Here is a 12,902-nt window from a genome sequence, read left to right as displayed (position 1 = left end):
AACAGCAAAGAAATATACATTTTTTTGAGCAAACATACGTTAAATTAAGTATAATTTTTCATTTATTTCCATTTATTCCAACGAAGTGTTTCTAATAATAACAATAAGATAGAGACGCGTTTAACCGTTGGCCAAACATTATAATAAGGATGCTACGATGCAATTATCAAGACGACAATTTTTTAAAGTGTCGGCCGGTACTATCGGTGGGACAAGCTTGGCAGCTTTGGGAATGATGCCAGCTGTATCTGAAGCGGCCATTCGTCAGTACAAGATCTTAAAGGCAAAAGAGACGCGTACGGTCTGTACTTACTGTTCTGTAGGTTGCGGAATGTTAGTCTACACAATGGGTGGTAAACCCAAAAATTCACAAGCAGAAATCATGCATATTGAAGGGGATCCTGATCATCCTGTAAGTCGTGGTTCGCTTTGCCCGAAAGGTGCTGGGGTAATTGACTATATTCATAGCCCAAACCGTTTAAAATACCCTGAAGTTCGCCGTCCAGGTTCTGATAAATGGGAACGTATTTCATGGGACAAAGCGATTAATGAAATTGCGCGTTGGATGAAAGATGACCGTGATGCAAATTTTCAAACTAAAAATGCCGATGGTGTAACGGTAAACCGTTGGACCTCTACGGGCTTTCTCGCAACATCTGCGGGCACCAATGAAAATGGATTTGTCACCGGCAAGTTCGTTCGAGCATTAGGGATGCTCTCGATTGATAATCAAGCACGCGTTTGTCACGGATCAACAGTTGCAAGTTTAGCAGCTACTTTTGGCCGTGGAGCAATGACAAATCATTGGGTTGACATTCGTAATGCCAATGTTGTTTTAGTAATGGGTGGAAACGCAGCTGAAGCTCATCCTGTTGGCTTTAAATGGGCGATTGAAGCAAAAAAACGCGGAGCAAAATTACTCTGTGTTGACCCTCGATTCAATCGTACAGCCTCTGTTGCAGATTTCTATGCACCTATTCGTTCGGGTTCCGATATTGTTTTTCTTGGTGGTTTAATCCGTTGGTTGATTGATAATAATAAAATCAATCTTGAATATGTTAAAGAATATACCAATGCAAAATTTATCGTACATCCTGATTACGATTTTGAAGATGGTTACTTCACAGGATGGAATGAAAAAACACAAAAATATGATCGTGAATCTTGGCATTACGATCTTGACGAAAATGGCTATGCAAAAGTAGATGAGACATTACAACATCCTCGTTGTGTATTCAATTTGATGCGTCAGCATTATGACAAATATACACCTGAAATGGTGACTCGTGTAACCGGTACGCCTATTGAAGATTTTCTCTATGTTGCAAAAACACTTGGAGAATGTTCAGCAGATGATAAAGCGGCTACCATCTTATACGCGCTAGGCTGGACACAACATACTGTGGGAACGCAGATGATTCGTACCATGGCAATGGTACAATTACTTCTCGGTAACATGGGTGTTCCAGGTGGTGGCGTAAATGCACTCCGTGGTCACTCCAATATCCAAGGATTGACAGATCTAGGTTTACTTTCTACGCAGTTGCCTGCATATCTCAACCTTCCTAGTGATTCTCAAAGCACTTACGAAAAATATATCGATGAGACAACTCCTAAAGCTGTCCGCCCGGGTCAGATGAATTATTGGAAGAATACACCAAAATTCTTCAATAGTATGATGAAAACATTCTATGGCCCTTATGCAACACGTGAAAATAACTTTGCATTTGACTATTTACCAAAATGGGACAAAATGTATGACATCATGAACTCATTTGAAATGATGACAAATGGTGAAATGCATGGTTTCATCTGCCAAGGATTCAATCCTTTAGCAGCTATTCCAAATGCCAATAAAAATCGTAAAGCGCTAGCAAAACTAAAATATCTTGTAGTTATTGACCCACAAACGACTGAGACGGGGCTTTTCTGGCAAAATCATGGCAAACATAATGACAGCAATCCTGAAGAAATTATGACAACTGTCTACCGCTTGCCGGCTCACTGTTTTGCCGAAGGTAGTGGTTCAATTGTGAATTCAGCTCGTTGGTTACAGTGGCATTATCAAGCAGCTGAAGCTCCGGGAGAAGCAAAAGGTGATGCTGAAATTCTCTCTCTTTTACTCTTTAAGCTTCGTGAGCTCTATAAGGCTGAGGGTGGCGCATTCCCTGATCCAATTCATCATATCCAGTGGAATTATGCCCAACCTCTTCTTCCTACCCCTGAAGAAATTACTAAAGAGCAAAATGGCTACGCATTAGAAGATCTTTATGATGAAACAGGTAAAATCATCCGCAAAAAAGGCGAATTACTCAGTGGTTTTGGGGAAATACGTGCAGATGGTTCAACTGCTTCCGGTTGCTGGATTTATGCCGGCTCTTGGACAGAAGAAGGCAATCAAATGGATCGCCGAGACAATAGTGATCCATCTGGTTTAGGGATTACGTTAAAATGGGCATGGTCATGGCCTGCTAATCGTCGTATTCTTTATAATCGCGCTTCAGCAGATAGAATGGGCAAACCGTGGGATCCACATCGCCGCCTATTTAAATGGAATGGAGAACGCTGGATTGGTTGGGACACTCCTGACTTTGATGCAACAGCAGGTCCAGGTAGCGAAATGGATCCATTTATCATGAATGAAGAAGGGGTTGGCCGTCTATTCTCTGCAAGAAAGCTTGTCGACGGTCCATTCCCTACTCATTTCGAGGCAATGGAAACACCTCTTGGTTATAACCCACTTTATACGCCAGTCAATAATCCTGCTGTTCGTATGTTCGAAGATGATCGTAAGATGCTCGGCTCCCACGAAAACTTCCCATATGTAGGTACGACTTATCGTCTCACAGAACATTTCCAATTCTGGACAAAAAATGCACGTTTAGCGGCAATCACTCAACCACAGCAATTTATTGAAATCAGTGAAGAGTTAGCAGCTGAAAAAGGCATAAAAATTGGCGATATGGTAAAAGTATCCTCTAATCGTGGCTTTATCGAGGCTGTTGCTGTTGTTACCAAACGTATTGTTCCGTTAATGATCGATGGCAAAAAAGTCCATCAGATCGGCGTCCCTCTTCATTGGGGCTTTGAGGGTGTTGCGAGAAAAGGGTTCCTAACGAACTTCCTTCCTTCCGCTGTTGGTGATGCCAATACTCAAACACCTGAATATAAAACATTCCTTGTGAATGTCGAACCCCTCAACGCATAAAAGGAAGCAAAAATGATTTTAGAATCTTTAGATATTAAACGTCGTTCTGCGACTTCAACAAAATCACCTGATGCAAGACAAGGTGTTGAGGTAGCAAAACTTATTGATGTTACTACATGTATCGGTTGTAAAGCATGCCAGGTAGCTTGTTCTGAGTGGAATGATCTTCGTGATGTTGTCGGTACTTGTGATGGCACATACAACAACCCACCAGATTTAACAAATGAGTCATGGACAGTCATGCGCTTTAATGAAACCACCGAAAATGGCAAACTAGAGTGGCTCATCCGTAAAGATGGTTGTATGCACTGTGAAGATCCAGGTTGCTTAAAAGCCTGTCCTTCACCTGGTGCAATTGTGCAATATAACAATGGTATTGTAGACTTCAACCAAGAGAACTGTATCGGTTGTGGTTATTGTGTTACTGGTTGCCCATTCAATATTCCTCGTCTGAGCAAAAAAGATAATAAAGCATATAAATGCTCACTCTGCTCTGATCGTGTTGCTGTTGGACAGGAACCTGCATGTGTCAAATCTTGCCCGACAGGTGCAATTCAATTTGGTGCAAAAGAAGATATGAAAGAGTATGCTGCGACACGTATTAAAGATCTCAATGAGCGTGGCTTTGAAAATGCAGGTCTTTATGATCCAGCAGGTGTAGGTGGTACACATGTAATGTATGTTCTTCATCATGCTGATAAACCAGAACTTTATAGCAATCTTCCAAAAGATCCTCATATCAGTCCTGTAACAAGTCTATGGAAAGGTCTTCTTAAACCGCTTTCAACTGTGGGAATCGCCGCAGCTGTATTTACAGGCTTCCTGCATTACATTACTGTAGGCCCTAGCCGTGCCGATGACCCAGATGAAGGTAAAGAAGTTATTGATCCTAAAAAGAAAGTCGGTAAAGGAGAATAGTCATGACTAAAAAACGTTTAATTCAACGCTATTCAGCATCAGAAAGAATCAATCACTGGATTGTGGCACTATGCTTTATCTTATTAGCATTCTCAGGATTAGCATTCTTCTATCCGAGTTTCTTTTGGTTTAGCCAAATATTTGGTACACCGCAAATGGCACGCATTGTGCATCCATTTGTGGGGGTCATTATGTTTATTGGTTTCTTTATTCAATTCTTCCGTTACGTTAAGCGTAACTTTATCAATAAAGCCGATATCAAATGGGCAATGTCGGTTAAAGAAGTCATCAAAGGCGAACATTTGCCAAATGTTGGGAAGTACAATGCAGGACAAAAAATTATGTTCTGGGCAATGACGATATCGATGTTAGTGCTGATTACTACCGGAACTATCATGTGGCAACCATACTTTGCCAATGAATTTAGCATTCCACTTCGCCGTGTGGCAATCCTGCTACACGCTTGGTGTGCATTAATTCTGATTGCTTGTATCATTGTTCACGTTTACGCAGCAATCTGGGTAAAAGGGACCATTCGTGCAATGACTGAAGGAGTCGTCAGTGAGAAATGGGCAGAGAGCCATCATCCCCTTTGGTACAAAGAAGTAATGGAAGGAAATTCTATTACTAATAATGCTAAAACTGAAAAAGAGTAAGCATTTTAGGTGCTAAATCAGTACTATTAATGCATGATATTATTAACTCATACTTTAATAACGCACCACATTGTTGGTGCGTTACTATTTTAAAAATTCTACAATTGAGATCAATACTATGACAATGACACCAACCGGCGGTATTAAAGAAATCATCGCAGTAATTCCTCCTAAGGGAAGTCACTATCCTTTCCGTCTACAAGCAATCAAAACGGCTATAAAAAATCATCCTGAATCTCCAGCATTACCGTTCCTTCAAGCATTAGTCACAGCGCAAAACGTGGCATATTCCGAATTAGAAAAATCTTTTGCAACACATCATTTCCAAGATGAAGAGCCCTTTATTGTCATGAATGAGGAGATTATCAAACGTTTTCATAAAGCAGGAATATCATTTCTCACAACATTACATACTAATCTTGTAAAAACTGAATCGACCCAATATACAGCAACCCTAGAAACGATTGAAACTTTAAACGATGAATTTAAAGATAAAGCAGACGTTACAGACTATTTCAAAAAAGTACTTTCACTTGATCTAGAGGCAATACCGGCGGAAAAACGTCTTTTTATTCTTGCAATCATGCAAGTAACACTTCACTTTGAGGCAGCGCATTTCATAGTCGATAAAAAATATACTCTCAAAAACAAAGATCTTTGCCCTTGCTGCAAGATGCCGGCAATTAGTAGTGTACTCGATAATACAGAAGATGGCTTACGTTATCTCTATTGTAGCTTTTGTGAAACAAAATGGCATGTTGTACGTAGCCAATGTACAGAGTGTGTCAGCAATAAATCACTTTTCCAAATGAAGATTGAAGAATTAGAGAGTCCAATGGCCGCTGAGACATGCGATGAATGCTATACTTATTTAAAATTCTTAGATCGCACAAAAAAGATTATGGCAGATCCCTTTATTGAAGATCTTTTGACATTACCGTTAGCGATAAAACTCCATAGTGATGAGTACAAAACTCATGGTTTTAACCCCTATATTATTTAATAACGGTATTGGATAGCAGATAAAGATAGATTACAGTAAAAAAGCCATTCATTTTGAATGGCTTTTGCTTAACAATTGCTAATTAATCACGTGTAATTATTCTATTATTCTTTAGTAATAACTTTTAATTCAACAGGAATATTAGCATCTGGTGTTTGTCCTTGAATAATCAGCGCGGCTGCTTCTACACCCTTTGAACCAATAAGTTCCGGTTGCTGAGCAATTGTCGCAGCCATTTGTCCACGTTCAACAGCTTTAATGGCATCTTCTGTGCCATCAAATCCAACAATTACGATATCATTTTGGCCTGCTGAGCGTATCGCTCTTAGTGCTCCAAGCGCCATTTCATCATTCTCTGCAAATACTGCTTGAACATTAGGATTCGCAGTTAAAAGATTTTGCATGACATTCATCCCTTTTGCACGGTCGAAATCGGCTGGTTGCGCTGCAATGATTTTAAAACCATTCGCTTCTTGAGATTGTTTAAATCCTGCACCACGCTCTCTTGAAGCCGATGTACCGACGATTCCTTGCAGTTGAATCACTTTTGCATCACTCCCAAGTCTTTCAACGATAAAATCTCCAGCAGCTTTGCCTCCTGCCACATTATCCGATGCAATATGAGTCACAACATCCCCTTTTACACTTGCTCTATCAAGAGTAATCACAGGAATACCAGCCTTATTCGCCGCTAAAACAGCATTTCCTACGGCATCTGAATCTGTAGGATTAATCAATAGGACTTTCGTTCCTTTCACCAGAATATCTTCTACATTCGCAAGCTCTTTAGCCGGGTTATTTTGAGAATCCAATACAACCAACTCATAACCAAGCTCTTTTGCTTTATCAACGGCACCATCTTTTAAAGTCACAAAGAAGGGATTATTCAATGTTGAAACAACAAGCGCAATTTTCTCTTGAGCAATTGCCGTACCCACCAACCCTAGACCTAATGCAGCAATCATTGCTGTTTTTAAAAAACGTTTTTTCATACTCAATTTCCTTCTATTTACGAACGAACTGTTTTGTTATCAATTAAAACTGCTAAAAGAATTACAACACCTTTCACTATCATTTGATAATAGGCATCAACACCCAAAAGATTCAACCCATTATTGAGGAATCCTAAAATCAATGCACCAATCAAAGTTCCAAGAATTTTTCCCCGTCCACCAGCCATGCTAGTTCCGCCAAGAACTACTGCTGCAATCGCATCCATCTCATAACCTGAGCCCGCCATTGGTTGTGCCGATGAAAGACGAGAAACTTCAATCATCGCTGCAATAGCACATAAAACACCACTCATCATATAGACGATGATTTTTACACGATCAACATTAATTCCTGAAAGTTTAGTTGCAGCCTCATTACCGCCGACAGCATAAATATGGCGACCCAACTTAGTATATTTAAGAATATAACCCGCAATAATAAATACCACTAACATGATAATAATGGGTAACGGCACACCAAAAATGCGTCCAAATCCAATCCATTCAAACATATAAGCATAATCACTCATACCCAAACCTATTGGACTGCCTTGCGTATAGACTTGCGTAGCACCACGAATAATTAGCATCATAACCAATGTTGCAATAAAGGCCTGTAACTTACCTTTTGCAATAATCACACCTGATACAAAGCCAATTCCCGACCCTAAAAGAAGTGCTGCACCAACGGCAATAAAAGGATTGATATCAAGTCCAATGATCGATGCCGCAACTGCTCCTGTTAAAGCAAAAACAGAACCTACGGATAAATCAATACCACTCGTTAAAATCACAAGCGTCATGCCCACTGCAATAATGGCATTCACGGATGTCTGCTGTAATATATTAAAAATATTATTGAGCGTGAAAAAATTCTCATTCAACATTGAAACGCCGATAATTAAGACGATCAAAGCGATCAGCGATTTCTGTTCAATTAAAAACTTTTTAATCATTCTTTGTTGCATTATGCATTACCCTCTATTTTACCTACGGCAGCTGCCATAATTTTCTCTTGTGTCGCCTCTAAACGATTAAACTCCGCCGTAACTCGCCCTTCATGCATCACTAATATTCGATCACTCATTCCGAGCACCTCCGGCATCTCAGAAGAAACAAGGATCACACTTAATCCGCGCTCTTTAAATTCATTTATCAGCTGATAGATCTCTTTTTTAGCACCGACATCCACCCCTCGCGTGGGCTCATCCAAAATAAGGACTTTAGGATTCGTCATCAGTCCTTTCGCAATCGCAATTTTTTGTTGATTTCCACCAGATAGCAGACCGATATTTTGCTCGGCATGAGGTGTTTTGATATTAAATGTAGTGATATAGGTTTTAACAGCTTCTAGCTCTTCTTTTAATCGAAGATTATTAGCAACCCCTTTAAATTGCTTTAAGGAACTTAACGTCATATTTTCTTTGACCGACATCGAAAGCACTAGACCATCACGTTTTCGATCCTCTGAAATATAGACAATTCCAGCATTAAGTGCATCCGCGGCAGATTTTACGCGCACATCTTTACCTTCTAAAGTTATCTTTCCAGCTTTGCGACCATGTGCACCATAAATTGCCTTCATCAACTCTGTTCGACCAGAGCCCATTAAACCTGCGACGCCTAAAATTTCACCCGTCTTGAGTTCAAAACTAACATCATGAATACCCGGCGCTGATAAATTTTGTACGGATAATGTCACATCGCCAATCATACTATCAATCCGCGGATATTGATCTTCGAGCTTACGACCAACCATTAATTCTATGAGTTTCTCTTCTGTGAGTTCTGAAATAGGCTTTTCTGTAACAAACTGGCCATCGCGTAAAACTGTCACATCATCACAAATTTCAAAAATTTCTTTCAGTCGATGTGAAATATAGACGATCCCACATCCAGATGCTTTTAATTCAGCTATTACCCGAAAGAGTGCTTCTGTTTCGGTATCGGTGAGTGCATCAGTTGGTTCATCCATAATGATCACTTTGGTTTTAAAACTTAAAACTTTCGCAATCTCAACCATCTGCTGACCGCCGATAGAGAGATCACCGATGAGCGTATCGGTACTATATGGGATATTGAGCCGTTTAAGAAGTTTTGCTGATTCCTCGTGCATTTTTTTCCAATTAATGCAACCAAAGCTATTGGTAAACTCGCGTCCGAGAAAGATATTTTCAGCAATCGAGAGTTCAGGAATAAGATTCAATTCTTGATGAATGATCCCGATCCCTGCAAATTGTGATTCACGAGGATTCTTAAAAGAGACTTCTTTTCCAAGATAAGCAATTGTGCCTTCATCTTTAGAATAGATGCCGGTCAATACTTTCATCAATGTCGATTTACCTGCACCATTTTCACCTAATAATGCCATCACTTGTCCAGAATAGACATTAAGACTTGCTTTATCCAAAGCCTTCACACCAGGAAAAGCTTTACTCACCGATTGAATGCTTAACAAACAACTTCGTGCCATTTAAAACACCACACCAGACTCAAGAATAATATTTGCAAAAGGGGTGCATTCACCCGTCCGTACAATTGCCTTACATGCTGGTTGTGCGGTTAATTGTTTAAATTCGATATGAGAACGGTAAAAAATTTCGATCGGTTTTTCTTCCGTTGAAAAACGTTCAATGAGCGCTAACACAGCCTGATGCACAGCATCATTTTCAGTCTTAATCTCTTCCGCTAAGAAAACGCGTTCAACTTGCATTACAGGTAAAATTGTTTCAAGTGTCATTAAGAAAGTAGGAAGATTCTCCATTAGTGCAATATCAATACGCTCTATCGATTCAGGAATTGGTAAACCTGCATCGGCAATAGCAATTTGGTCGGTATGACCCATTTTTGCAAGCACTCGATGAATATCACTATTAAATAAACCACTTTTAAGCATCTAAGTTTCCTCGTTACAAATTGAACATATCTGAATCATATATTTGTCGTACTATATCACTTTCTAATGAATTAACCGATACTCACAAAAAGTATTAAAGCTATCAAAACAAATCACGGATTTGATAAACAACGAATGAACCATAATTTATCAGTAGCACTAAAGAATAATATTTATTCAAAAATACACATTTAGTTCGATATATATATCCAAATTAAAAGTACTTTATCCTCTAAAATGACTTTTAAATATGTGCAAACTGCCCTAGACCATAAGTAACTAACATCGTCAACATACCGACAACAACATTACGTACAAGCACTTTAAATCTTGGAGCACCACCAAGCATAGCACTAATATAACCTGTCAATGCTAAAGCAACCGAGACTGCTACAAATGTCCCCAAAATTTTCAACTCCTGCGGTAATAACAAAATAAACAGTAATGGAATAACAGCACCACATGAGAATGCGATAATCGATGAAAATGCTGCATTCCAAGGATTAACATACTCATCTAAAGTAATATTGAGTTTTGACTGAACACGCGATGCAAGAGCATTCTCACGCATCAATTCTGAAGAGACTTGTTCAGCAAGGTCCTTCGATAATCCTTTCTCCTGATAAAAAGCAGTCAACGCCGCTTGTTCACCTGCAAAATCATTTTTTAAAAGCTGTTTCTCCTTCTCTACTTCAGCCTTCTCGACGTCCTTTTGAGTACTTACGGAAGAATATTCACCACCAGCCATTGAAAAAGCGCCGGCTAAAAGCCCTGCTAATCCCGCGATAAGAATAGTCATTATATTGGTCGTAGCACTTGCAACACCAATCACCAGCCCCGCAGTCGAGATAATTCCATCATTTGCGCCAAGCACACCCGCGCGCAAAATATTAAGTCTATTTTCAATATCACCACTCTGTTTCTTAGATGTTTTTTTAGTCATAAATCTATTCCCTCAGTCGAATAAAAAACTGCCAATAATAAATTGGCCTTGATATTATCATTTATCACTAAATATTGATTGCTCTATTACCATTTCACAATACGATTATCGATACTATCGCTCTTCCAAAAACTCCTGTATTGTAAAGTAGATTTCAAACTAAAAGGAGGCCTAAGTATGGCAAGTATCACACTCGAAAACAATCATAAAAAAATAGAAAATATCTTCTGTATTGGCCGTAACTACGCCAAACATATCGAAGAACTGAGTAATGCAACACCCACAGAACCGCTAGTATTTTTAAAGCCTACTTCTGCACTAGCATCTTGTGACTCAACAATAGAACTTCCTACTTTTTCAGACGATATTCACTACGAAACCGAGATTGTGCTCTATATTGGACAATCGGCTCGCAATATCGCACCGGAAGATGCCCTTGCGCTTATTGCGGGTTATGGCGTTGGATTAGACCTCACAGCACGTGATATACAGAGTATTATAAAAGCAAAAGGAGAACCTTGGACAAAGTGTAAAGGATTCCCCAACGCTGCAATTGTAAGCCCTTTTATTTCTGCTGATAAAATCACTAACCCTAAAAATATCCGTTTTACATTCACTCAAAATGGCGTTCTGAAGCAGACAGGAAATAGTGAACTAATGCTCTACTCCATTGCAGAAATTATCAGCTATCTCTCTCATACTTATGGCTTAACAACAGGAGATCTTATCTTCACCGGTACACCAGAAGGTGTTGGAAAATTACACTCCGGTGATCAGTTAAAAATGACCCTGGAACCATTTATCAATACCTCTTGTGTTATTGCATAAAACATCAATCTAACTCATAAAAGATGACAATAAAAAACCAGTAAGCTCATACCTTCTACTGGTTTTTTTGATCTATACACTTTCTACGCTATTACTCCGATGCTTTAAGAGTCACAATCTCTCGTTTTAGAGCGATAATCAGTACTAAACTTGGCACAAAGAGAAATGATGTCATGATAAAGAAATTACTCCATCCTAATTCTTCCACCATAAAACCCGAGCTACCCCCTAATATACGTAATCCAAAGGTTGATAATGCACTTAAAAGTGCATATTGCGTCGCCGATGCATTACGATCGCATAAAAGTCCTAGAAACATAATAAAAAGAGCACTAGAAAAGCCGGAGATAAAGTTTTCAGCACTAATTGCCACCACTAACATCATGATATCGGGCATTGTAATAATCAAGAGATAACCAAGATTCGTTAAACCAATCAATATCGCAGAGATAATGAGGCTACGATAAAGACCTAGATTATTGATAATCGCCGCTGCTAAAAAAGCACCGAATAATGTCGCAATGAGCCCATAGACTTTAGTTGCAATGCCGATTTCTGTTCCTGTATATCCCATATCGTTATAGAAGTTGGTTACCATAACGCCGGAAATCGCATCAGGTAATTTATAAAATACCACTAAAAGCAAAAACCACAGCGCATATTTTCGGGCAAAGAATGTTTCAAATCCCCCTTTAAATTTAGCAACCACATTTAACACAGATTCCCATACTGATCGTACTTCCCTGCTTGCTTTTACTACTTCACTTCCTGGTTCTTTAATAAAAAGCGTCAAAATAATAACAAGTAGTATTAAATAACCCACACCTCGAAATATAAAATCCCAGCCATAGTGATCAGATAATGCAAAAACGCCGGCTCCCATTAACAACATTGCAATGCGATACATAAATAGATAACTGCTTGCACCATAAGCTTGGTTATCTGTATCAAGGTAATCGATACGAAATGCATCAACCACAATATCTTGGCTCGCCGAAGCTAATGCCAAAAGAAACACTAGTGCTCCAAGTAAATAAGGATTTTTTAGCGGATCAATATACGAAAATGCAAAAAATACAAACATAATGATCAATTGGAAAAAGAGGATCCATCCTTTACGGCGCCCTAATCTCCCCAAAAGTGGTAATTTCGTAAGATCTAATATCGGCGCCCATAAAAACTTAATGCTGTAAGGGATGCCTAGAAGAGAAGCTAAACCAATTGATGTTTTATCCACGCCATACTTCGAGAGCCAAAATGTTAATGTTGAAAGTGTCATTAAAATAGGAATTCCCGAAGAAAAACCTAACAAAGCAACCTGAAGATTCTGCCGTGATAAATAATTACGGAAACTTTTACCAATACGCTGCTCGGACACTTGCTACTCCAAAAAATAAGATCAATGACTTGTAATTCTCTCATAAAAAATGACCGATGCATGATTCATCGATCATTTTA

11 protein-coding genes are annotated in these 12,902 nt (G+C 39.1%); 5 read left to right on the top strand and 6 right to left on the bottom strand.

What is annotated here, in order from left to right:
• The first annotated feature begins 157 nt into the window (after positions 1–157).
• From fdnG to ACPF7B_RS01820, 4 genes are all read left to right on the top strand, one after another.
• Complete coding sequence (gene fdnG / locus ACPF7B_RS01835; RefSeq protein ID WP_490505937.1) at positions 158–3,208, top strand: formate dehydrogenase-N subunit alpha; 3,051 nt, start codon at positions 158–160, stop codon at positions 3,206–3,208.
• A gap of 12 nt (positions 3,209–3,220) precedes the next feature.
• Positions 3,221–4,126, top strand: a complete 906-nt coding sequence (gene fdxH / locus ACPF7B_RS01830; protein ID WP_490505936.1) for a formate dehydrogenase subunit beta — start codon at positions 3,221–3,223, stop codon at positions 4,124–4,126.
• A gap of 2 nt (positions 4,127–4,128) precedes the next feature.
• Positions 4,129–4,782: a formate dehydrogenase subunit gamma gene (locus ACPF7B_RS01825; protein WP_490505935.1), complete on the top strand. Its 654-nt coding sequence runs from the start codon at positions 4,129–4,131 to the stop codon at positions 4,780–4,782.
• 118 nt (positions 4,783–4,900) lie between these two features.
• A complete protein-coding gene (locus tag ACPF7B_RS01820) occupies positions 4,901–5,785 on the top strand; it encodes a formate dehydrogenase accessory protein FdhE (RefSeq protein ID WP_490505934.1) in 885 nt (294 codons plus the stop codon).
• Positions 5,786–5,889: 104 nt separating this feature from the next.
• On the opposite strand, the gene rbsB is transcribed toward ACPF7B_RS01820, so the two are convergent.
• The 5 genes from rbsB to ACPF7B_RS01795 all read right to left on the bottom strand — a co-directional run bounded on the left by rbsB (position 5,890) and on the right by ACPF7B_RS01795 (position 10,616).
• Positions 5,890–6,777 (bottom strand): ribose ABC transporter substrate-binding protein RbsB, encoded by an 888-nt coding sequence (gene rbsB / locus ACPF7B_RS01815; RefSeq protein ID WP_490505933.1) that lies wholly within the window; start codon positions 6,775–6,777, stop codon positions 5,890–5,892.
• 17 nt (positions 6,778–6,794) lie between these two features.
• On the bottom strand, positions 6,795–7,745 hold the full coding sequence (gene rbsC, locus ACPF7B_RS01810) for a ribose ABC transporter permease (protein ID WP_490505932.1): 951 nt from the start codon (positions 7,743–7,745) through the stop codon (positions 6,795–6,797).
• Positions 7,745–9,250, bottom strand: coding sequence for a ribose ABC transporter ATP-binding protein RbsA (gene rbsA, locus ACPF7B_RS01805; protein ID WP_490505931.1), 1,506 nt, complete (start codon positions 9,248–9,250; stop codon positions 7,745–7,747). The genes rbsC and rbsA overlap by 1 nt, the downstream gene beginning before the upstream one ends.
• Complete coding sequence (gene rbsD / locus ACPF7B_RS01800) at positions 9,251–9,673, bottom strand: D-ribose pyranase (protein WP_490505930.1); 423 nt, start codon at positions 9,671–9,673, stop codon at positions 9,251–9,253. It lies immediately after the preceding gene.
• A 244-nt stretch (positions 9,674–9,917) separates the two neighbouring features.
• Entirely contained in the window at positions 9,918–10,616 is a 699-nt protein-coding gene (locus ACPF7B_RS01795; protein WP_490505929.1) for a VIT1/CCC1 transporter family protein, read from the bottom strand.
• 177 nt (positions 10,617–10,793) lie between these two features.
• Between ACPF7B_RS01795 and ACPF7B_RS01790 the strand changes: the two genes are divergently transcribed.
• Entirely contained in the window at positions 10,794–11,444 is a 651-nt protein-coding gene (locus tag ACPF7B_RS01790; protein ID WP_490505928.1) for a fumarylacetoacetate hydrolase family protein, read from the top strand.
• Positions 11,445–11,535: 91 nt separating this feature from the next.
• On the opposite strand, the gene ACPF7B_RS01785 is transcribed toward ACPF7B_RS01790, so the two are convergent.
• Complete coding sequence (locus tag ACPF7B_RS01785; protein ID WP_490505927.1) at positions 11,536–12,822, bottom strand: AmpG family muropeptide MFS transporter; 1,287 nt, start codon at positions 12,820–12,822, stop codon at positions 11,536–11,538.
• Between the last annotated feature and the right edge of the window lie 80 nt (positions 12,823–12,902).

The sequence above is a fragment of the Ignatzschineria sp. 22MB058224 genome (assembly GCF_058188435.1).
This window is presented reverse-complemented; position numbering and strand designations above follow the sequence as displayed.

What these genes read in the sequence shown, in the direction of transcription:
- fdnG (WP_490505937.1), top strand. Translation starts at nt 158, where the DNA reads ATGCAATTATCAAGACGACAATTTTTTAAAGTGTCGGCCGGTACTATC.
- fdxH (WP_490505936.1), top strand. Translation starts at nt 3,221, where the DNA reads ATGATTTTAGAATCTTTAGATATTAAACGTCGTTCTGCGACTTCAACA.
- ACPF7B_RS01825 (WP_490505935.1), top strand. Translation starts at nt 4,129, where the DNA reads ATGACTAAAAAACGTTTAATTCAACGCTATTCAGCATCAGAAAGAATC.
- ACPF7B_RS01820 (WP_490505934.1), top strand. Translation starts at nt 4,901, where the DNA reads ATGACAATGACACCAACCGGCGGTATTAAAGAAATCATCGCAGTAATT.
- rbsB (WP_490505933.1), bottom strand. Translation starts at nt 6,777, where the DNA reads ATGAAAAAACGTTTTTTAAAAACAGCAATGATTGCTGCATTAGGTCTA.
- rbsC (WP_490505932.1), bottom strand. Translation starts at nt 7,745, where the DNA reads ATGCAACAAAGAATGATTAAAAAGTTTTTAATTGAACAGAAATCGCTG.
- rbsA (WP_490505931.1), bottom strand. Translation starts at nt 9,250, where the DNA reads ATGGCACGAAGTTGTTTGTTAAGCATTCAATCGGTGAGTAAAGCTTTT.
- rbsD (WP_490505930.1), bottom strand. Translation starts at nt 9,673, where the DNA reads ATGCTTAAAAGTGGTTTATTTAATAGTGATATTCATCGAGTGCTTGCA.
- ACPF7B_RS01795 (WP_490505929.1), bottom strand. Translation starts at nt 10,616, where the DNA reads ATGACTAAAAAAACATCTAAGAAACAGAGTGGTGATATTGAAAATAGA.
- ACPF7B_RS01790 (WP_490505928.1), top strand. Translation starts at nt 10,794, where the DNA reads ATGGCAAGTATCACACTCGAAAACAATCATAAAAAAATAGAAAATATC.